This is a genomic window from Solibacillus merdavium (assembly GCF_014836935.1).
GTDB classification, from domain to species: Bacteria; Bacillota; Bacilli; order Bacillales_A; family Planococcaceae; genus Solibacillus; species Solibacillus ferritrahens.
In genome coordinates this window covers 44,403-65,928 of sequence record NZ_JACSPW010000011.1, presented here as the reverse complement: position 1 = coordinate 65,928, position 21,526 = coordinate 44,403, and the positions used below count along the sequence as shown (strand labels likewise).

The following is a 21,526-nucleotide window of genomic DNA, read 5'->3' as shown; positions in this document are numbered from 1 at the left end:
TACGATAAAATTATCGTTATTGTACACGTAAGAGGAGGATCAACATGTCTGAAGAAAAAATTTATGATGTAGTAATTATCGGAGCAGGTCCAGCAGGTATGACGGCTGCGGTTTATGCATCACGCGCAAACTTAGCAACATTAATGATTGAACGAGGTATTCCTGGTGGTCAAATGGCTAGTACTGAAGAAGTAGAAAACTACCCAGGTTTCGATACAATTTTAGGACCAGAGCTATCTACAAAAATGTTCGAGCACGCGAAAAAATTTGGTGCAGAATATGCTTACGGTGATGTTTCCGAAGTAATCGACGGTGAAGAATATAAAATTATCGTTTCAGGTAAAAAACAATACAAAACACGTACAATCATTATTACAACAGGTGCAGAATATAAAAAATTAGGCATTCCAGGTGAAACAGAGCTGGGTGGTCGTGGTGTAAGTTATTGTGCTGTATGTGATGGTGCATTCTTCAAGCAGAAAAATCTGATTGTCATCGGTGGCGGAGACTCTGCTGTTGAAGAAGGTATTTACTTAACACGCTTCGCAGACAAAGTAACAATTGTTCACCGCCGTGATAAATTACGTGCTCAAAAGATTATACAAGATCGTGCATTTGCCAATGAAAAAATAGATTTCATCTGGAATACACAAGTGAAGGAAATTCATGAAGTGGACGGCAAAGTTGGTAAAGTAACATTAGTTTCAACTGTGGATGGCGCTGAAAAAGAAATGCAGGCAGATGGCGTATTCGTATATGTTGGCACGCTTCCATTGACAGCTCCTTTTGCTTCATTGAACATTTTAAATGAAGCAGGCTACATTGTAACAAATGAAAAAATGGAAACAGCTATTCCAGGTATTTATGCAGCGGGTGATGTCCGTGAGAAAATGCTGCGCCAAATTGTAACAGCTACAGGCGATGGCAGTATTGCTGCACAATCAGCTCAACATTACATCGAAGAAACAAAAGAAAAAATAAATCAATAAATCCTTAACATAAATGTAATCTTTTCGTTACAAAATAAGGGTATACTAAAAGAAGAATTTGTTTTAACCCCCTTATATTTTTATCCTTAGGTTGTTTCTAGCGCGATCTGCGCTGAAACAACCTCTTTTTGTGCGGAAATTTAGATAATACGACACCAACTCCTTTATTTACTAACAGGACAAATGGTACGAGTGCTTTTACGTAATGCCTGGTACAAGGTATAATAGAAATATAAGCATTAGAAAAACAGATTTTGCGTACAATAGCGTGAGAGCTATCTGTACTTATGTGGATTACCTTGACAGCATATAGTTTTATATCCACTAATGAAAGAATTGAGGTGTTACGTATGCAACGTATTACAAATTTACTAGCTATAAAAGACGGCAAAGTACTGTTGCTCCAAAAACCGAGAAGAGGTTGGTTTGTTGCACCCGGCGGCAAAATGGAGCTGGGAGAATCCATCTATGAATCAGCTGTTCGTGAATTTCAGGAAGAAACGAATTTAAAACCTATAAATGTCCATTTAAAAGGCATCTATACAATGGTCATAAAAAATGAAGATACAGTCGTCGATGAATGGATGCTCTATACATTTATTGCTTCTGATGTAGAAGGAACACCGTTTACTGAAACACGTGAAGGCGTTTTGGACTGGTATCCAGTGGAGCAGTTAAACGAACTTCCGATGGCAGCAGGTGACCGGACAAATTTATTGTTTGCAATAGCCAATAAAGGCATGCAATATGGTACATTTGAGTACACAGAGGATTTTGAGCTATTAAGTGAGACCATTCAACACTCAATAGAACAAAACTAGAGGAGATGAAACAAGTGGGTAGTTCGAGCTTTACACATGAATTAGTTATTATTACAGGAATGTCAGGGGCGGGCAAAACGGTAGCAGTTCAGAGCTTTGAAGATTTAGGCTATTACTGCGTCGATAATTTACCACCGGAACTTTTGACTACTTTTTTAGCACTAATGAAAGATTCGGAAAAGAAAATTTCACGTATCGCCGTCGTAATGGATTTACGTGGGAGAGAATTTTTTGGGTCATTAATCGAATCGCTCGACGCGTTAATGAATGAAGAGGATATTTTACTCCGGATTTTATTTTTAGAGTCCGACGATGCCACTTTAGTTCGACGTTATAAAGAATCTCGTCGTTCACACCCACTTGCAACACAAGGTTTACCATTGGAAGGAATTCAACAGGAACGGGAATTGCTTTCAGAGGTAAAAGGCCGTGCAAAAACAATTGTAAATACATCCAAGTTGAAACCACGGGAGTTACGCGAACGCATTGCACAGGAATTTTCGAATATGAGCAGCCCAACTTTTTCACTAAATATTATGTCATTTGGCTTTAAACATGGCTTACCGATCGATGCCGATTTAGTGTTTGATGTACGTTTTTTGAAAAACCCCTATTATGTTGAAGAATTGCGACATAAAACAGGACTTCAGACAGAGGTTTCTTCATATGTGCTTGCAACGGAAGAAACACAACAGCTCATTGCCAAACTAACGGACTTGTTTACATTTATGATTCCGCATTACCGCAGTGAAGGAAAATCACAGCTAGTGATCGCATTTGGCTGTACAGGTGGTCAACATCGCTCGGTAACGCTCGCTGAATACTTTGGCAAACTGTTAGCAAAAAATGACCAAGTCATCATTTCACATAGAGATATCAATCATAGAAAGGATTGATTAAATGAAGAAAAAGAGAACGCGTATTGTCGTTATCGGTGGGGGGACAGGGCTTTCTACGATATTACGAGGTTTAAAGCAACACGCATTTGATATTACAGCCATCGTTACGGTAGCAGATGACGGTGGCTCTTCTGGGCGTTTACGGGATGACTATGATATTCCACCTCCAGGGGATGTACGGAATGTAATAGCAGCATTGTCGGATGTGGAGCCCTTAGTTGAGCAAATGTTTCAATATCGCTTTTCACAATCCAATGACTTGGGCGGACATTCTCTAGGCAATCTAATGCTAACAGCTTTAACGGAAATTACAGGTGATTTTAACCATGCCATTGCAGAAATGAGTAAAGTTTTGAACGTGCACGGAAAAGTCATACCTGCCGCAAATAAAAAAGTAACTTTACATGCTGAATTAATGGATGGTTCAGACGTTATTGGGGAGTCAAAAATTCCGTCTGGCCATGCTCCAATTAAGCGTGTTTATTTAGAGCCGAGCAATTTAAAACCGTTACCAGCTGCGGTTCATGCAATTGAACGCGCGGATTTTATTTTGATTGGACCAGGTAGTCTTTATACGAGCATCATTCCGAACTTATTAGTGAAAGGAATTGGCCAGGCGGTCGTTCGTGCAAAAGGTGAAAAAATTTATATAGCCAATTTAATGACTCAACAAGGTGAGACGAGTAAATATACAACCTCGCAGCATATTGAGGCCATTCATACTCATGTAGGCGAGCCGTTTATTGAATCGGTATTGATTAATGAAAAAGAGCTTCCATCGTTAATTTACGAAAACTATCGAGAAGAAAATGCTGAGCCCGTAAAATTTGATATAGATAGAATAAAAGATATGGGCATCAATATTATTAAAAAAGAAATTGCACTTATCCAAAATGGAACAGTACGTCATGATGCGACTAATTTAGCGGATTGGCTTTGTGAATATACAAAACTAAAACAACAAACGATGCAGTAATATTACATGTAATCACTACATAGTTTGCTAGGAAAGGGGGAGCACATACATGTCCTTTGCATCGGAAACAAAAAAAGAGCTTACACAGGTTGAAGCAAATGACAGTTGTTTAAAGGCTGAAGTGTCCGCCCTTATACGAATGAATGGTTCTTTAAGCTTTGCGAATCGCCAAATAAGCTTGGATGTTCAAACAGAGAATGCTGCAATAGCACGACGACTATATATCATCGTAAAAAGGCTCTATCCATATAATGTAGAGCTTCTTGTGCGGAAAAAGATGCGCCTGAAGAAGAATAATGTGTATATATGCCGTGTTCGGGAAGGTGCCCGTGAAATATTGGATGATTTAGAAATTGTATCGAATTCATTTGAATTTAATCATACGATTTCAAAAACTATTATTCCGAAAAACAGTGAGCGCCGTGCCTATTTACGTGGTGCATTTTTAGCAGGTGGTTCGGTCAATAACCCGGAGACTTCCTCTTATCATTTGGAAATCTATTCTTTATATAAGGAGCACGGGGAAGCGTTGGCACAGCTAATGAATCGCTATGATCTCAATGCAAAAACGATCGAACGAAAAAAAGGCTATGTCACTTATTTAAAAGAGGCAGAAAAAATTTCGGATTTTATGAATTTAGTTGGTGCCGTTCAGGCAATGCTGAAGTTTGAAGATGTACGAATCATAAGAGATATGCGAAACAGTGTGAATCGAATCGTAAACTGTGAAACTGCTAACCTGAATAAGACAATTGGTGCAGCACTGCGACAAGTTGAAAATATCCGCTATATTGATAATGCAATGGGACTTGATCAATTACCCGAAAAACTACGGGAAATTGCCCGTCTTCGAGTGGAATATCAGGATGTCACATTAAAAGAGCTTGGCGAGATGGTATCAACTGGCGTTGTAAGTAAATCGGGTGTTAATCATCGGTTACGTAAAATCGATGATATAGCGGAGGCCATTCGACGTGGGGAAAAGATTTAGCCACATTGATTGCGCGGGTTTTTTTTATAAACTAACGATTTAAGTCCATTTATGCTAAGGTATAGTTAATAATGGTGGCGATTTCATAAATACCGTAATCTATTATTGTTCTTTTCGAATAATTTCGATAAGATAAATAAAAGAAGCGATGAACGGTTGTGAAAGGGAGTATATCAAGATGATCGAAAAACAAGTAGAAGTAAAGCTGAAATCCGGCTTACAGGCAAGACAAGCTGCATTATTCGTACAAGAAGCAAATCGTTTTAAAGCAGATGTCTTTTTACAAAAGGATACGAAAAAAGTAAATGCAAAATCGATCATGGGAATTATGAGCTTAGCTGTGGCAAAAGGAACGGTTGTCACATTATGTGCTGATGGTCACGATGAAGAAAAAGCCATTAACGCTCTACAGCTTTTAATCGAAAAAGCAAACTAACTTGAAAAGCACAGCCATTTCACAGGATGAAAAGGTTGTGCTTTATTTTTATATACAGAGTAGAGGAGCATAAAGCATTGTGCAAAGTGGCGAATATTTATTGAGGAGTGGCGAATAAATGAAGCACAGTGGCGAATATTCGATTGAAAGTGACGAATAAATGAAGCACAGTGGCGAATATTCAATTGAAAGTGGCGAATATGCTTACCTTTGTGGCGATTATTCTTATTAAATTGGATAATATAATTTTTGGAGTCACCAATTATAATACTTTTCAAAGTCACCAGAGCGAGTGGGGAATAAAAATATTCTATTGCATAGTTCCTAGCGGATAATTGAAATGAAATACACTAAAAACTAAAAAAAGCACACAGGATAAACTCCTGCATGCTTCGTGCTGTATTATTTCTTTAATTGGTTACGCTCATAGATTTTGTCGATTAAGCCATAGTCTTTCGCTTGCTCGGCAGTCATGAAGTTATCACGATCTGTATCACGTGACAATGTTTCGAAAGATTGACCAGTGTTTTCAGCCATGATTCTATTCAGCTTTTCACGTAAGTGTAAAATACGTTTTGCTGCGATTTCGATTTCTGTTGCTTGACCTTGTGCGCCACCAAGTGGTTGGTGAATCATCACTTCTGCATTTGGTAATGCAATACGTTTACCTTTTGCACCAGCAGAAAGTAAGAAAGCACCCATTGATGCAGCCATACCGATACAAATTGTTGAAACATCCGGCTTGATGAAGTTCATCGTATCATAAATGGCCATACCTGATGTGATTGAACCACCTGGTGAGTTAATGTATAGGTAGATGTCTTTATCTGGATCTTCTGCTTCTAAAAATAGTAGCTGTGCAACGATTGAGTTTGATACGTTGTCATCGATTCCGCTACCTAATAAAATGATGCGGTCTTTTAATAAACGTGAATAAATGTCATATGCACGTTCCCCGCGATTTGTTTGTTCAATAACTGTAGGAATTAAGTTCATTGAATAATCCTCCCTTTGTTAAAGCTTTTTATTCGAATTCTTATGCTGAAAAATGGAAATCATTTCAGCTGTAAACCTATCATACACGTATTAGTCAGTTATGGTCAAATATAAACTCTGACTTTTGCTATTGAAAATATGGCGTACCATCTGTATAATGGGAAAAGTTGAACATATACTTATTTTGTCCTCGTGGTGTAATGGATAACACTTCAGATTCCGGTTCTGAGGCTGGGGGTTCGATTCCCTCCGAGGGCGTTTTTTTTTTTTTATCAATGAATAATTAAGTATTGGCATTCTATATTTAATAGGATGATATGTACTATTACTGCCATTATTTAACATTTACTTTTGGACACTATACTATAAATTTCCGATTTCTGTATAAATTAAACGTACTTTTAAAATATATTTGAAATTTTTAAGTGAAATTTATAATTTAGACTTGAAAAAAGTGTGGATAATTAGTAAATTATTAAAGGTTATGTTCAAGCGATACTATATTATAATGTCCCTATAGGACGCCATTTTACTGTTTTCATATACTTTTCTATACCAATTGTAGAAAAATAGCATAGTAGTTAATTCTCTACAATGGAGGATGGATTTTTTGTTAGGATAAAAGGAATCACTGTACCGGTTCCTTTTATCCTTCATTCTCTTAAAAAAATTATACATTCTAAGACTACTTTCGGGAAATTTCCGCTAAGTAGTCTTTTTTTGTACTGCATAAAGAATTGCCCTGGATTATGGTCCATCACCATAAGTTGGTGATTTAAGAGTCCGTTCTAAGAGAAGTAATTTTTACTGCACATTCGCTCCTGATTGTAGTCGAATTCGTGTACCTAATATGCTAGAACGTAATTAGATTCAAAAATGAAATGGAATTATTTGTTCAGTAATAAATCCAATTACAAATGAAAGGACAATAGTTATCACCATTTGTTTAGGATCTTTGTAAAAGATTATGCACAAGATAATATACATAATTAATTCTTCAATATAATTCAAGGAAATATAAAACAAACCCATCCCTAAAGATAGACTCAACATTAACCCCATAGGCAAGGCGGGTAAGCCAAAGTATAGTGGCTTCTTGTTTTTAGCCCCCCATACAATGATTCCAAGCACAGGAGAGGCAAGTGCTACGGTACCCCAAAGTATAAAATAACTTGTCGGGAAAAATCCGAATAAATAAGCTGAATAAATATAATAACTCACTAGCATTCCCATAAAAAATAGAAATGTATTAATAGCAGACCTGATAAATGTTCTACTATATGCAGCTATAAATGTTGCAATCAATACCCAGATGCCTAATCTTGTGAATAAATCCCCAAAATAACTTAGAACACCTAACCACCAACTCCCATCTACAATGGCGATTGTATCTAAATATTTGGATATTGCACCTAAGGATACTCCTAAGAAAATACACACGATATAGTCTGGTATTTTATTTTTTATCTTCATCATATCCTCCAAAAAATGTTTACAAAACCAGGACAAATTTAATAAACCTTTAAAAGTCGCACAATCTGATTGAATTGCGTAATGAGAAAAATAGAGGAATGAATTTCCGTTATTTCTAAAATAACATAAAAAATAGTCAAAATAAGGGAAGGGATTTCCGTTATTGACCTAAAAAACATGAAATTCCAGGATTTTATTTAAAATAACGGTAAAACGTTCCCTTATTTATTCAAAAACAAGCTACATCATTCAAATAACGGTAAAATCTCCCGTTATTTTAGAAGGGCAATGAAAAACTTATTTTTTTATGGCGAATTATTTTTTAAACAAAAATAAGGCACTTTCTATCTATCAAGGCGTTTTCCCACTCGAAGTTGGTCGGACGCTTTAGCACTGTCTTGCCGTACCCACTAATCAATTAAGTGAAATTTTATTAGTTAGGCAACCACATGTTATGGTGATGAACCTAAATTTCTAAAAAAGAGGAAATAAAATACAGTGCCCATAGTACACAGGAGGTTTGAAAATAATAATGATATATTAATTTAATGAATAAATATTAAAAGATATGCAGATTTCTTATCATTTTTGTTATAAAAATTCATCATACTGCAATAATAATCAATTTTTTAAAAATTAAATGTTGTATATTAATTGGGGAATTAATATAATTGAACAAGATATTAATTAAAAAACTTAAAAATCCAGGAGGATATTCATAATGAACGCTAGAAAATTATTTAAATGGGCAGCTCCTTTAGCAGCAGCTTCAATGATATTAACAGCATGTGGTGCAGATGAAAAAACATCTATAGGGGATAAAGAATATACAAAAATCGTAGCCGGTACGGAAGCGACATACGCTCCTTTTGAGTATTTAGATGATAAAGGGAATGTAGTAGGCTTTGATGCTGAGATTTTAGCAGCAATTGGCGAAGAGATGGGCATTGAAACAGAAATTAAAAATGTAGGCTGGGATTCAATGTTAAGCCAAGTAACAACTGAGGAAATTGATATGGGTGCAGCGGCAATTACGATTACAGATGAGCGTAAACAATCATTTGATTTCACAGACCCATATTATGAAGCAACATTATTGATCGTGACAAAAGAAGGTTCGACAATTGCCTCTTTGGAAGATATTAAAGACAAAAAAGTAGCCGTACAGCTTAATACGACAGGTCATGAAGCAGCTAAGAACTTACAGGGGGTAGCAAGTTCAAATATTTTAGGATATGAAAACTTCTCGATTGCCCTTACTGAAGTATTAACAGGCGCTGCAGATGCAGCAATTGGAGATAATATTGTTATTTTGGAATACTTAGAAAACAATCCTGATTCAGGTTTAAAAGCAATCGAAGACGATTCATTTGAAAAGGATTACTTTGGTTTCATGGTGAAAAAAGGTAATACAGAGTTGTTAAATATTTTAAATGAAGGTCTGCAAAAGATTAAAGCTAATGGCAAGTTAGCTGAAATTACAGGTACAGAAATCGAATAAGCAATATTTTAATTTATTGGAGGGTTTCAGATGGAGTTTTTTGATTTTTTCCGTTGGGAAATTATCTGGAACTACCGTGAGCTATATGCAAAAGGACTTTGGGCGACTATTGTTTTAACAGCATGTGGTTATATTGGTGGTATCATTTTCGGTCTGCTTTTAGGGTTAGGCCAAGTTTCGAAAAAAAAATTGATTTATTGGCCGGCTAAAATTTATGTAGACGTATTCCGTGGTACACCATTGCTAGTGCAATTATTATTAATTCACTTAGCTGTTATTCCAACTATTTTTGGTTCATCACAAGGTTGGTGGGTATCGGGTATCGTTGGATTAATTTTAAATAGCGCGGCATACAATGCGGAAATTTTCCGTGCAGGGATTCAATCAATAGACAAAGGGCAAATGGAAGCAGCAAGGTCTTTAGGTTTAACACACTCTCAGGCGATGCGTAAAGTCATTTTACCTCAAGCATTCCGTCGTATGATTCCACCATTGGGGAATGAATTTATTGCATTATTGAAAGATTCATCTCTTGTAACGGTTATTGCCGGTGCAGAAATATTATATGTGAGTAAAGTCGTTGCCGGAACGTATCAGCGTTTCTGGGAGCCATATTTATTTGCAGCGTTCTTATATCTTGTATTAACATACGCCGTAACGAAGCTCGTTGCATTTATCGAAAAACGGGTCGATATCAATTACAACCCACGTAAGAAAAAGGAGCGGGCGTAAATGATTAAAGTAGAAAACTTACACAAGCATTTTGGCAAGCTCGAAGTGTTAAAGGGAATTGATTATGAAGTGCAGGAAAAAGAAGTAGTCTGTGTTATTGGACCTTCTGGATCGGGTAAGTCGACATTTCTCCGATGCATGAATTTACTGGAAGAAGTTACAGATGGCGCGATTTATATTAATGGTGTCCAAATTAATGATCCAAAAACAAATATTAACGAAATCCGAACAGAAGTAGGGATGGTATTCCAGCAGTTTAACTTGTTCCCGCATATGTCGGTCATTGATAATATTACGATGGCGCCAATGCAAATTCGAAACTTGAACAAACAAGATGCTGAGCAATTGGCAATGGAGCTTTTAGATAAAGTTGGATTGCGTGAAAAAGCGGATAATTACCCACAGCAATTATCAGGCGGTCAACAACAGCGTGTTGCAATTGCACGTGCTTTAGCAATGAAGCCAAAAGTAATGCTATTTGATGAGCCAACCTCAGCGCTGGACCCTGAAATGGTTAAAGAGGTTTTAGAAGTAATGAAAAACCTTGCCAAAGAAGGTATGACGATGGTTGTTGTCACACATGAAATGGGCTTTGCACGCGAAGTAGGTGACCGAGTACTGTTCATGGATGGCGGATATATTGTAGAACAGGGTCATCCGGAAGACGTATTCGGCAATCCACAAAATGAACGTACGAAAGCATTTTTAGGGAAAGTATTATAGAGATAGAAAAAAGCTATCTTTTACTATATTAAAATATAGTGAAGATAGTTTTTTTACAGTATGAAATATTTGAAAATTCAAAAATAAATATTGTTTTACTATATTCGAAAAATGTATAATTATAACATAAAATACATAGGGGGATTTACAATGTCGAATAAAAAATGGTTAACAATGATGCTGCTAGTGGCATTATCAATAGTTTTAACTGCGTGTGGTACTGGGGATAAAGAAACTTCTGGTGCAGATGCGGAAGGGAATTTTTCCAAACTATTAGTCGGCACGGAAGCTACTTTTGCACCGTTTGAATCGATGAATGATAAAGGGGAAATTGTAGGGATCGACGTAGATATTATGAATGCAATCGGTGAAGAGATGGGCTCGGAAATCGAATTTAGAAATGTCGGTTGGGAGCCGGTATTCCAACAGCTAAAGAATGGTGAGTTGGATTTAGGGGCATCAGGAATTACAATTACAGATGATCGTAAACAAACATTTGATTTCACAGATCCATATTACGAAGCGACATTAATGATTGTCGTAAAAGAAGATTCACCAATTACAACACTGGATGAGTTAAAAGATGAAAAAATCTCTGTACAAATTAATACAACAGGTCATGAAGCGGCAAAAAAACTGCAAGGTAAAACGAGCTCAAAAACTTTAGCGTACGAAAACCAGCCAGTTGCCTTCCAAGAAGTAATTAATGGTGCAGCAGCGGCAGCAATCGGTGATAATGCAGTAGTATTAGAGTATTTAAAGAACAATCCGAATTCCGGCTTAAAAGCGATTGAATCGGATCAGTTTGAAAAAGAATATTACGGCTTCATGGTGAAAAAGGGGAACACTGAGCTATTGAATCACTTAAATGAAGGCTTAAAGAAAATTAAAGAAAACGGTAAGCTTGAAGAAATTACAGGACAGAAGATTGACTAAGAGGGAAAACATTTTCCACTTCCGTCAGAATTGATTTCGGTTACGGGAACGCTTTCCGGGGGCACGGCCTGAGCCTATGTCCCAAATTTAGTTTTTTTATAGAAGATTAGGCATGAAACCTTGTAACAAGTGGTTTCATGCCTATTTTTTATCGCTATAGAAGATTATTTTTAATGTGGATGGCTTTGGAGAATAATCTTGCGTCTTTCCCCATTTTAGTGGGAGCATATTTGTATTGACTTAAGCAATGCTGGAATAGCGCATCGCAATATCGTTTATCGTATCCATAGTAATAGCACGCATCATGGTGCAGGCAACAGTTATCTACTGCATTTGTTGGTGCACCGGGACCGGAACACCCTGGTCCGCAGTATCGGTAACCAGGGTAACAGAAACCGATTTGACGTCTCATTATTTTAATCTCCCTTCTTTTAATAGTTAACATATAGTATGTTCTCCTATATAAGAAGGGAAGGGCTAATCTATTTATAACTAGGTGAAAACAATGCATAAGACTTTGCCGGAAAATAGTAAAAGATGGATAGGTGAGAGGCGTTCGTGCAGCCTCTCTTTATAAAAGTAAAATCAATCATTTCATACTCACGGAATTTACGGGCAAAACGGAACTTTCTGCAACCTTCAAAACGGCATTTACAAGGACATCGGCACCCTTTGAGCATTCCTCGAATGAAGTGTACTCATCTTCACGGTGGCTATAGCCGTTTGCGCTTGGAACGAAAATCATTGTGGAAGGAATATAGCCGGCAATAAATTGGGCGTCATGGCCGGCACCGCTATACATATGTCGGCTTGAATAGCCTAAGTCATCAGCGCTTGCTGCTACAGCACCCACAACTTCCGGTGCAAAATGAACAGTATCGCGGCTCCATAATTTTGAATAGCTAAGCTGACAATTTTCTATTTCCTTTGGTAGGTCAAAAATGATTTGTTCTACTTGCGCGATAACAGAAGGGTCTTGATGGCGGGATTCTAACGAGAATGTTACTTTGTTTGGAATGACTGTATGAATATTCGGATAGGCATTAATGCGTCCGATTGTGTAAACAAGATCATCAGGGAGCTGTTTTAGTTTGTTCTGCAGGATTGAAATAATTTGCATTGCGGCAAACATACTATCTTTACGCATTGAGATAGGGGTCGTCCCAGCATGATTCGATTCACCAGTCAAAGTAATGTCATAGCAGACCATGCCAAGCACACCTTCAACTATGCCAATTTCAGTTTCATAGTGTTCCAGTACGGGGCCTTGCTCAATATGAAGCTCTAAATAGGCATGAGCATCTGTTAGACGGTTTGCTATATCACCTTCATAGCCGCTTTCTTTTAGGGCTTGTTCAAAGGTTACGCCTTCTACGTCTGTGGAAGCGAGCATCTTTTCCTTTTCGAATTTTCCTGAAAGAACGCCAGAAGCCATTAACGAAGGCTCAAAGCGTGCGCCTTCCTCGTTTGTGAAGTTCACGATTGTTAGAGGGTGGTTCAGTTCTAGTCCGGCATCAATTATTGTTTGGACTGCCTCTAAAGCAGTTAAAACACCTAGAACGCCATCAAAGCGTCCACCTTTAATAACGGAATCCAAATGTGAGCCCATCACAATCGGTAAATTGTTGGATTTGCCTGGAAGTGTTGCGTACATTGTACCCATATCATCGGTCGTGACAATCATTCCAAGCTGTTCGCAAGTTTCCTTCAATTTGTTGCGCGCCAGAATATCCTCATGGGAAAGACTTAAACGTGTGACACCGTTATTTTCCGTAGCTCCAAATTGACTGAATAACTCAATACTGTTTTTTAGTCGTTCGCGATTGGTTTTTAACATTAGGAGTCCCCCTTTATTCCATTAATATATATACATTAGCATTTTTATATAACAAATTAATATATACCTAATGTAAAATGATACAATAATTGTATGGACGAATTGTTAATTAGAGGAGGCTGCCTATGATAACTGTAAGAGAAGTTCTAAATCGAAAATACTTTGAATCTGCCAAAGTTGTTGCAGGTCAAACAGGTTTAAATCATGCTATAAAATGGATTCATATATTGGAAGTTATCGATGTGAAGCAGCTAATTAAAGGGAATGAGCTTATTTTAACAACGGGCGTTATTTTAAAGGACAACGAGCAAGGGTTTTTAAATTTTGTTCAACAGCTTAGCGATCTGGAAGTAGCAGGACTGTGCATTGAACTCGGGATGTATATTCAGGTCGTACCGGAAAGTGTCATAAATTTAGCGAATAGTCTGGATTTTCCTCTTATCGTTTTTCAGGAAATCGTGCCGTTTATAGGAATTACGCAGGATTTGCATACAGCAATTATCCATCAGCAATACGATATATTGAGGCAGCTGGAGGAATATTCCCAAAAAATAAACAACTATGTTTTGAAGGTAAATGACAAAGCGAAAATTCTGCAGTACATGCAAAAGTATTTAAATGTGAATACTTACTTTGAGGTAAATAAAGGAACAAGCCTCGCAATCCCGGATAAAAAGATTGAAAATTATAAATATTACATTAATAGTCTAAGCAGTAAGAATAAAGCAAGTCTTGAAATGACTTTATTTGACCAAGTGTATGGAACGGTTCATATCTATTCTGAGAAAAGGGAAATAACAGAATTGGATTTATTAATTTTGGATCGTACAGTCGTTACATTGTCTCAGTTTGTCTTAAGAGATTTATATATTGAAGAAAAGCTTGAAAGTGAAAATCGGAAATTTTTCGAGAAATGGCTGGAAGGCAAAAACAGCGATGATGAAATGCTTTATTTTATTGAAGAATCAGACCAAAAGTTAAAGAAAAGCGGTTGGATGGTTATGATTCATCAGATGCGAAGAAAGAATATTATACAGGATTTGACTAATTATAAAATGAATCTCCGTCAGGCTCTGCAAAAGGAGGGCTTTTACACTTTTATCGTGGAGCAGTCCCAGTATTTAATATTTATACTGAATGATTTAGGACAGGCAGATACGTATAAAGAGCGAATGAAGCGAGCTATGAATGAACTTATCAATCAGTACAGGCTAGATACGCTCATTGCGGTAGGCAAATATGTTTCCCATTACAATGAATTAAAGGAAAGCTATCAAACTGCACAGGAGACGCTTCAAATACGGATGAAGAATATGGAGCTTTCCTATTTCTATGATGAACTGCTTCTTTATCATATGGTAAAGGTTTTACAAAATAACAATAGTTTAATGCAGGCCGCCAAGGAAAAGATTGAAATGTTGAGTCATTACGACAGCAAGCACAATACGAACTTAATTCAAACATTAGATATCTTTTTTCAGTGCAATGGATTGAAAAAGGAAACAGCCGAAAAATTATTTATTGTGCGTCAAACGCTGTATCACCGTCTTGAAAAGGTGGAGCAGATTATTGGTAGTGATTTTATGAATTATGAAAATCGTTTATGTTTGGAACTCATGTTATTGATGACAAAGCATAATTATTATGAGGGGATGAAAGTCACCTAATCTTGCGGATGTGACGTTTTTTCCCGGGGGATCGTACTACATAGACACCATTCTAACCTACTAATGATGAACCAACTAATTACCTTAATGTGAAGTGGATGCAAAAAACCATTTTACACAATGTATAGTGCCCTAATAAGTTCGATAAGCGAAAATAGAGGTAAGTTCTGAAATTTAGGAGGGAAATGCATGAGCCAATATGTAGAGTATAACTGGAAGGCAAATGACGAGAAGCGTGTATGGCATTCGATGAAACCTTATAACCCGGATGCAACGTTTATTGTGGATAGAGCGGAAGGGGCTTGGCTGACGGATATCGATGGCAATAAATATTTGGATGCGATGGCGGGGCTATGGTGTACGAATATTGGTTATGGGCGCAAGGAAATTGCAGAAGTAGCCTATGAGCAAATGCTTAAAAACTCCTATACACCGCTCACATATGGGCATACTCCGGCAATTTTACTAAGCCAGAAAATTAGCGAGCTGCTTGGCGATGAATATGTCGTTTTCTACTCCAACAGTGGTTCAGAAGCAAATGAGGTTGCATTTAAAGTAGTACGACAATATCATCAGCAAAAAGGTGAAACGAATCGCTATAAAATTGTTTCCCGCTATCGTGCGTACCACGGGAATACAATGGGTGCTTTAGCGGCTACAGGGCAGGCACAGCGTAAATATAAATATGAGCCACTTGCTCCAGGATTTTTGCATGTAGCACCACCTGACCAATACCGCAATCCGGAAGAAATGAACGGTGAAGATCCAACGACATTGCCAAGTGTGAAAAACCTGGACCAGGTGATGACATGGGAAATGTCTGAAACGATTGCCGCTGTTATTATGGAGCCAATCATAACTGGTGGCGGGGTGATCGTCCCGAATGAGGCCTATTTGCAGGGTGTTCAGGAGGTGTGTAAAAAGCACGGTGCGTTACTCATTATTGACGAGGTTATTTGCGGATTTGGGCGAACTGGGAAAGCATTTGGCTTCCAAAACTACGGAATTAAGCCGGATATCGTCACGATGGCAAAGGGGCTGACAAGTGCGTATATGCCATTATCCGCTACTGCCATCCGTCGCGAAATTTACGAGCAGTTTGTAGCTGAAGGGGACTACGAGTTTTTACGTCACGTTAATACATTCGGCGGTTCACCGGTAGCTTGTGCGGTCGCTTTAAAAAATATTGAAATAATGGAGCGCGAAAATCTATTTGATCAATCTACTATGCTTGGGGAATCACTTAAAGCAACTTTAACGGAAAATTTAAGTGATCATCCTTACGTTGGGGATATTCGAGGTAAAGGTTTATTGATAGGAATCGAGCTTGTTGAAAATAAAGAAACGAAGGCGCCTCTAGATATCAATAAGGTCAATGCGGTTATTGGCTATTGTAAGCAAAAGGGCGTTATTATCGGTAAAAATGGTGTGACAGTGGCGGACTTCAATAATGTATTAACACTTTCACCACCGCTTTCCATTACGTTAGAGGAAAAGGACTTTATTGCAACGACATTGATAGAGGCATTAAACAGCATTAAATAGAGGAGGACATTCATAATGACAGAAGCAGTTTCGGTAAAAAGATTAACGCATTTTATAAATGGGGAATTAGTCGAGGGAAAAAGCAGAAGCTATTCAAAAGTCTACAATCCAACTACCGGCGAGGTGATTGCTGAAGTACCGATTGCAACAGCCGAAGAAACACGTGAAGCTATTGCAGCGGCAAAAGCGGCTTTTCCTGCGTGGAGAGATTTATCTGTTGCTAAGCGAGCTGAAGTTTTAATGCGCTTCCGCTATTTAATTACGGAAAATATGGAGCAGCTGTTGGATATTATATGTACGGAAAGCGGTAAAACGTTGGAAGACGCGCGCGGGGAAGTGACGCGGGCATTGGAGTCTGTCGATTTGGCGATCGGGGCACCTCACCTTGTGAAGGGGGAGTATTCGGTCAATGTTGGCGGTCAAATTAATGCCTACTCGGCGAAGTATCCGCTAGGTGTCGTAGCTGCTATCTCACCGTTTAACTTCCCGATCATGGTACCGCTGGCGCAAACGTCGATGGCGATTGCTGTTGGGAATGCAGTCATTTTAAAGGCTTCCGAAAAGGTGCCGATGACTTCGCTATTTGTAAGTGAACTATGGAAAAAGGCAGGCTTACCGGATGGCATTTGGACAGTAGTGAACGGGAGTAAAGAAGCGGTAAATGAGCTTTTAGAAAACCCGACTGTGCAGGCAATTTCATTTGTTGGGTCAACTCCGGTAGCTAAATATATTTACGAAACAGGTGCTAAATATGGTAAGCGTGTCACGGCTCTAGGTGGCGGAAAAAATAATATGGTTGTCATGCCAGACGCAGATTTAGAGCAGGTGGCGAACGCGTTTATTGGTGCTGCATACGGCGCGGCTTCTCAGCGTTGTATGGCAATTTCTACTATTGTGCCGGTTGGTGAAGAAACAGCTGATAGATTAGTAGCGATTTTAAAAGACAAAATAAGTAAGTTGAAAGTTGGCAGCTACACAGAGGAAGGGACGGATTTTGGACCGGTAATTTCGAAAGAGTCCAAAGAAAGTATTTTAAAAGCGATTGATTTAGCTGAGCAGCAAGGTGCAACAGTTGTGAATGATGGTCGTGAATTGGATATTGTGAAAGACTCGGAAGGCTTCTTTGTAGGTCCAACACTATTGGACAATGTAACTAAGGAGATGGATATTTGCGATCAGGAAGTTTTCGGACCGGCTCGAAATGTTGTGCGCGTAGGTTCGCTTTCGGAGGCGATTGATTTCATTAACGACCAGGAGTTGGCAAACGGTGTTACGATCTTTACGAATGATGGTGCTGCAGCGCGTAAATTTACTACGGAAATAGATGTTGGTATGGTCGGTGTTAATGTGCCGATTCCAATTCCGGTAGGCTATCATAACTTTGCCGGCTTTAAAGGGTCACGTTTTGGTGAAGGGCACATGTTTGGTCCTGATCAGGCGCGATTCTTTACAAAGACGAAAACGATATCCGAGCGCTGGCCGGAAACGACAGAAACGACTGCATCGACATTCGCGTTTCCGAGCAACGACTAAAATAATATGGGAAACAGCCTGATTCCGGGAAATGGATCAGGCTGTTTTTTATATGTAAATGAATTTATTAGAACAATTGTGGGGGATATTAGAAATTGCGGGTGGGATATTAGAAGGTTGAGAGGGGATTTTAGAACAATGTGCACCTTTTTTAGAACATTTTGAGGTTTTATTAGCAGATCAAACTTATATTAGAACAAATAAGAATATATTAGAATATTTTTAAGTTTATTAGAAAATCTTTCTTTTGCGGAAATAGCGAATCATGTCATAAAATGTCACATGAAAATAGCTTTTTCTTTTCGCTTTTTACGTTGTGTCTAAAAAGATTAGTGGAAAAATTACCTTTTGTATATTAATTTTTAATCAACTGTCGAGTAAAGTTAATGATATGAAGGGGAGAAGTAACTTTTTAAAGTTTTATTTAGAATAATTAAATATTATGTTATAAATATTGACATATAATAATATATATTTAATTATATGCTTCCTAGAAGTTAAATATTCTTAAATTGCTCTCATTGCGTCTTAAATTTATTGAAAATTCAGACTAAAATGCAAAGAGGAGTTTCAACGGTTCTTTCTGGAACTTAGCTAAATTACTAGAAAAATAGGAGGGTTTACTATGAAAAAGATCATTACTGGGGGAACAATTGTTACGGCTGCAGATACGTATAAAGGTGATGTGCTGATTGAGGATGGCGTTATCAAGCAGATTGCAGCGAGTATCCAAGACGTGGATGCAGAAATTATTGACGCTACAGGAAAGCTATTATTTCCGGGCGGTATTGACCCTCATACCCATTTGGATATGCCGTTCAACAATACGGTAACAGATGATGATTGGCAATCAGGAACCATTGCAGCAGCTTTTGGTGGAACGACGACAATTATTGATTTTTGTATTAGTGCAGGCTCTCCGACATTAATGGATGCGATTGATACTTGGCATGGCAAGGCAAAGGACAAGGCCGTGATCGACTATGGATTCCACTTAATGATTGGTGATTTAAATGAACAGCGCTTAAAAGAATTACCGGAAGCACTAGAGCGGGGTGGGATAAGCTCGATCAAAGTGTTTTTGGCATATGCAAAGGAATTCCAAGCGACAGATCGTACATTGTTCCAGGCATTTAAAGTCGGGCAGCAATTAGGTGCAACTGTTATGGTGCATTGTGAAAATGGTTCTGTAATTGATGAGCTGGTAGAAGAGGCGAAGGCAAATGGACAGACGGAGCCGATTTATCATGCATTGACTCGTCCGCCGGAAGTTGAAGGTGAAGCGACTAAGCGTGCGATTGAGCTGGCGAATTTGGCAGGTGCACAGCTTTATGTCGTGCATGTAACGTGTAAAGAAGCGGTCGATGAAATCATTTCTGCCCGTAATAAAGGCTACAACGTTTTAGGTGAAACTTGTCCGCCATATTTAGTGTTGGACCAAACAGCATTGGAAAAGCCGAATTTTGAAGGGGCGAAATATGTATGGTCACCGCCACTGCGTCCTGTAGAGCATCAGGAAGTATTGTGGAATGCACTGAAGGCCAAGCAGCTTCAAACGATTGGTTCTGATCAATGCTCGTTTAGCTTTAATGGCAAGAAAACATTAGGGAAGGATGACTTCTCGAAAATTCCGAACGGTGGACCATTTATTGAAGATCGCTTCTCTGTACTTTATTCGGAAGGCGTAGCAAAAGGTCGTATTACGGAAAATGAGTTTGTTGACATGATTTCTACGCAATCTGCGAAGATTTTCGGACTGTTCCCTAAAAAAGGAACAATTGCGGTCGGTTCGGATGCCGATATCGTATTATTCGATCCAACAGCAAAACGGACAATCTCGGCAGAAACGCACCATATGAATGTTGACTACAACGCATTTGAAGGGCTGGAAATTACGGGTGAGCCAACAAGTGTGTTGGTGCGCGGCGACTATGTTATTCAAGATAAAAAGTTCGTCGGCAAGCTTGGAAGTGGTCAGTATATTCGCCGCGAAGTGAAGAGCTCCACTAAAGTAACTTCATAGCATAATCAATTACGCCTCAGTGTAATTGCGTCCAGATTTTTTTGAGTTCACTCAAAAAACTGCCTTTAAAAAGTAATAACAAATCAAACTGGAGAGGGTTGTTATGAAATGAGCAATAGTTTAGCGAAAAACTTTGAAGAAATATTTGATGGTTTAACAACATACGCAGCAACCGTGGAAGCAAATCGATGTTTGTATTGCTACGATCCACCCTGTGTTAAAGCGTGCCCGACAAGCATTAATATTCCAAGCTTTATAAAGAAAATTGCTTCGAATAATATGAAGGGCTCTGCTCGTGTCATTATGGAGGCGAACCCAGTAGGAGCGAGCTGTGCACGTGTATGTCCGACAATCGAGCTTTGTGAGGGAGCTTGTGTGTTGAACAGTGAGGAAAAGCCGATACAAATTGGTCACCTGCAGCGCTATGCAACAGATTGGCTTCGTGAATCCGATGTGAATCTGTTTACGCCAAAACCTGCAAACGGTAAGAAAATAGCAATTATTGGAAGTGGACCAGCTGGATTATCTGCTGCACGTGAATTGGCGTTATTAGGATATGGCGTGACAATTTACGAAGCGGATGAAAAAGCAGGGGGCTTAAATTATTACGGCATCGTTTCATTCCGACTGCCACAGGACGTTGTGGAGTGGGAAGTGCAGCAAGTACAAAACCTTGGTGTTGAAATTAAAACGAGCACAAAAATCGGTGAGGATGTATTAGTTGATGATCTCCTTGCAAATTTTGACCGCATTATTGTAGCTGTTGGCATGGGGAAAGTACCGATGCTGAATATTGAGGGTGAACACTTGGAAGGCGTATATGATGCAATCGATTTTGTGAAAGAGTCGAAAGCTTCGTTTACAGATAAAATGCTAGGCAAAAAAGCAGTCGTGATTGGTGCTGGTAATACAGCGATTGATGCGGCGACGTGTTCAGTTAGATTGGGTGCAGAGCAAGTTCAAATCGTTTACCGTCGTACATCAAAAGAAATGACGGCTTATGATTTTGAATATGATTTTGCTAAACAAGACGGTGTTGAATTTAGATGGTTATCATTACCGAAGCGTGTAATTGGTGACGAAGCCGGCAAAGTAATCGGGTTGGAATGCATTAAGATGAAGCTAACGGATATCGAGAATGGAAAAGGTACGTTAACGGAGATTCCAGGGTCTGAATTTGTAATTGAAACGGATGCTGTCATTCGGGCAATTGGTCAAGCGAAGCAGTATGAGCTAATTGAGCATCTTGGGTTGGCGAATACTCGTGGAGTCATTGATGTCGAGATGAACAGCTTAAAGACATCGAATCCGAAAATCTACGCTTGCGGCGATGTAATTTACGGCAATGGGTACGGTGAAGCGACAGTTGTATCCGCAGCGCAGCAAGGGAAAGATTCGGCATACGCAATTCATTATGAACTAAATGCAAATTCAGAAATCGCATAGGG

Annotated in this window: 19 protein-coding genes and 1 tRNA gene; 16 read left to right on the top strand and 4 right to left on the bottom strand. The window is 38.6% G+C overall.

Translation table 11 applies throughout. The annotated features are described in order from the left end of the window. Window positions 1–44: 44 nt before the first annotated feature. From trxB to H9632_RS12395, 6 genes are all read left to right on the top strand, one after another. Window positions 45–989 (top strand): thioredoxin-disulfide reductase, encoded by a 945-nt coding sequence (gene trxB, locus H9632_RS12420; protein WP_191704389.1) that lies wholly within the window; start codon window positions 45–47, stop codon window positions 987–989. Between the two features lie 350 nt (window positions 990–1,339). Next, window positions 1,340–1,810: an NUDIX hydrolase gene (locus H9632_RS12415; RefSeq protein ID WP_191704388.1), complete on the top strand. Its 471-nt coding sequence runs from the start codon at window positions 1,340–1,342 to the stop codon at window positions 1,808–1,810. A 5-nt stretch (window positions 1,811–1,815) separates the two neighbouring features. Next, complete coding sequence (gene rapZ, locus H9632_RS12410; RefSeq protein ID WP_191699533.1) at window positions 1,816–2,706, top strand: RNase adapter RapZ; 891 nt, start codon at window positions 1,816–1,818, stop codon at window positions 2,704–2,706. A gap of 4 nt (window positions 2,707–2,710) precedes the next feature. Then, the gene (locus tag H9632_RS12405; protein WP_191704387.1) at window positions 2,711–3,685 is read left to right on the top strand and encodes a gluconeogenesis factor YvcK family protein; all 975 of its coding nucleotides are present in this window, start codon (window positions 2,711–2,713) and stop codon (window positions 3,683–3,685) included. 49 nt (window positions 3,686–3,734) lie between these two features. Continuing rightward, window positions 3,735–4,676, top strand: a complete 942-nt coding sequence (gene whiA, locus H9632_RS12400; protein ID WP_191704386.1) for a DNA-binding protein WhiA — start codon at window positions 3,735–3,737, stop codon at window positions 4,674–4,676. 178 nt (window positions 4,677–4,854) lie between these two features. Further along, the gene (locus H9632_RS12395) at window positions 4,855–5,112 is read left to right on the top strand and encodes an HPr family phosphocarrier protein (RefSeq protein ID WP_191699537.1); all 258 of its coding nucleotides are present in this window, start codon (window positions 4,855–4,857) and stop codon (window positions 5,110–5,112) included. Between the two features lie 402 nt (window positions 5,113–5,514). Here H9632_RS12395 and clpP read toward each other — a convergent pair whose 3' ends face one another. Next, the gene (gene clpP, locus H9632_RS12390; RefSeq protein ID WP_191704385.1) at window positions 5,515–6,108 is read right to left on the bottom strand and encodes an ATP-dependent Clp endopeptidase proteolytic subunit ClpP; all 594 of its coding nucleotides are present in this window, start codon (window positions 6,106–6,108) and stop codon (window positions 5,515–5,517) included. A 186-nt stretch (window positions 6,109–6,294) separates the two neighbouring features. On the opposite strand from clpP, the gene H9632_RS12385 reads away from it, so the two are divergent. Continuing rightward, a tRNA-Arg gene (locus tag H9632_RS12385) sits at window positions 6,295–6,366 on the top strand. Between the two features lie 612 nt (window positions 6,367–6,978). Here the strand turns inward: H9632_RS12385 and H9632_RS12380 are convergent. Further along, window positions 6,979–7,581: a hypothetical protein gene (locus H9632_RS12380; protein ID WP_225223821.1), complete on the bottom strand. Its 603-nt coding sequence runs from the start codon at window positions 7,579–7,581 to the stop codon at window positions 6,979–6,981. A 721-nt stretch (window positions 7,582–8,302) separates the two neighbouring features. Here H9632_RS12380 and H9632_RS12375 point away from each other — a divergent pair. From H9632_RS12375 to H9632_RS12360, 4 genes are all read left to right on the top strand, one after another. Then, window positions 8,303–9,082, top strand: a complete 780-nt coding sequence (locus tag H9632_RS12375) for a basic amino acid ABC transporter substrate-binding protein (protein WP_191704383.1) — start codon at window positions 8,303–8,305, stop codon at window positions 9,080–9,082. A 30-nt stretch (window positions 9,083–9,112) separates the two neighbouring features. After that, window positions 9,113–9,814: an amino acid ABC transporter permease gene (locus H9632_RS12370; RefSeq protein WP_191704382.1), complete on the top strand. Its 702-nt coding sequence runs from the start codon at window positions 9,113–9,115 to the stop codon at window positions 9,812–9,814. After that, window positions 9,815–10,537 (top strand): amino acid ABC transporter ATP-binding protein, encoded by a 723-nt coding sequence (locus H9632_RS12365; RefSeq protein WP_191704381.1) that lies wholly within the window; start codon window positions 9,815–9,817, stop codon window positions 10,535–10,537. Between the two features lie 150 nt (window positions 10,538–10,687). After that, window positions 10,688–11,473, top strand: coding sequence for a basic amino acid ABC transporter substrate-binding protein (locus tag H9632_RS12360; protein WP_191704380.1), 786 nt, complete (start codon window positions 10,688–10,690; stop codon window positions 11,471–11,473). Between the two features lie 154 nt (window positions 11,474–11,627). Here H9632_RS12360 and H9632_RS18880 read toward each other — a convergent pair whose 3' ends face one another. Both H9632_RS18880 and H9632_RS12355 read right to left on the bottom strand, forming a co-directional pair. Continuing rightward, window positions 11,628–11,885: a Parvovirus coat protein VP1-like protein gene (locus H9632_RS18880; protein ID WP_225223827.1), complete on the bottom strand. Its 258-nt coding sequence runs from the start codon at window positions 11,883–11,885 to the stop codon at window positions 11,628–11,630. A 177-nt stretch (window positions 11,886–12,062) separates the two neighbouring features. Next, window positions 12,063–13,310, bottom strand: coding sequence for a Zn-dependent hydrolase (locus H9632_RS12355; protein WP_191704379.1), 1,248 nt, complete (start codon window positions 13,308–13,310; stop codon window positions 12,063–12,065). Window positions 13,311–13,435: 125 nt separating this feature from the next. Here H9632_RS12355 and H9632_RS12350 point away from each other — a divergent pair, with 125 nt between their 5' ends. The 5 genes from H9632_RS12350 to H9632_RS12330 all read left to right on the top strand — a co-directional run bounded on the left by H9632_RS12350 (window position 13,436) and on the right by H9632_RS12330 (window position 21,524). After that, entirely contained in the window at window positions 13,436–14,977 is a 1,542-nt protein-coding gene (locus tag H9632_RS12350; RefSeq protein ID WP_191704378.1) for a PucR family transcriptional regulator, read from the top strand. 189 nt (window positions 14,978–15,166) lie between these two features. Beyond that, entirely contained in the window at window positions 15,167–16,522 is a 1,356-nt protein-coding gene (locus H9632_RS12345; protein ID WP_191704377.1) for an aspartate aminotransferase family protein, read from the top strand. Window positions 16,523–16,537: 15 nt separating this feature from the next. Then, window positions 16,538–18,055, top strand: a complete 1,518-nt coding sequence (locus tag H9632_RS12340; protein WP_191704376.1) for a CoA-acylating methylmalonate-semialdehyde dehydrogenase — start codon at window positions 16,538–16,540, stop codon at window positions 18,053–18,055. 625 nt (window positions 18,056–18,680) lie between these two features. Then, a complete protein-coding gene (hydA, locus tag H9632_RS12335; RefSeq protein ID WP_191704375.1) occupies window positions 18,681–20,078 on the top strand; it encodes a dihydropyrimidinase in 1,398 nt (465 codons plus the stop codon). A 108-nt stretch (window positions 20,079–20,186) separates the two neighbouring features. After that, window positions 20,187–21,524 carry an NAD(P)-dependent oxidoreductase gene (locus H9632_RS12330; RefSeq protein WP_191704374.1) on the top strand — a complete coding sequence of 446 codons (1,338 nt, stop codon included), beginning with the start codon at window positions 20,187–20,189 and terminating at the stop codon, window positions 21,522–21,524. Window positions 21,525–21,526 lie beyond the last annotated feature (2 nt).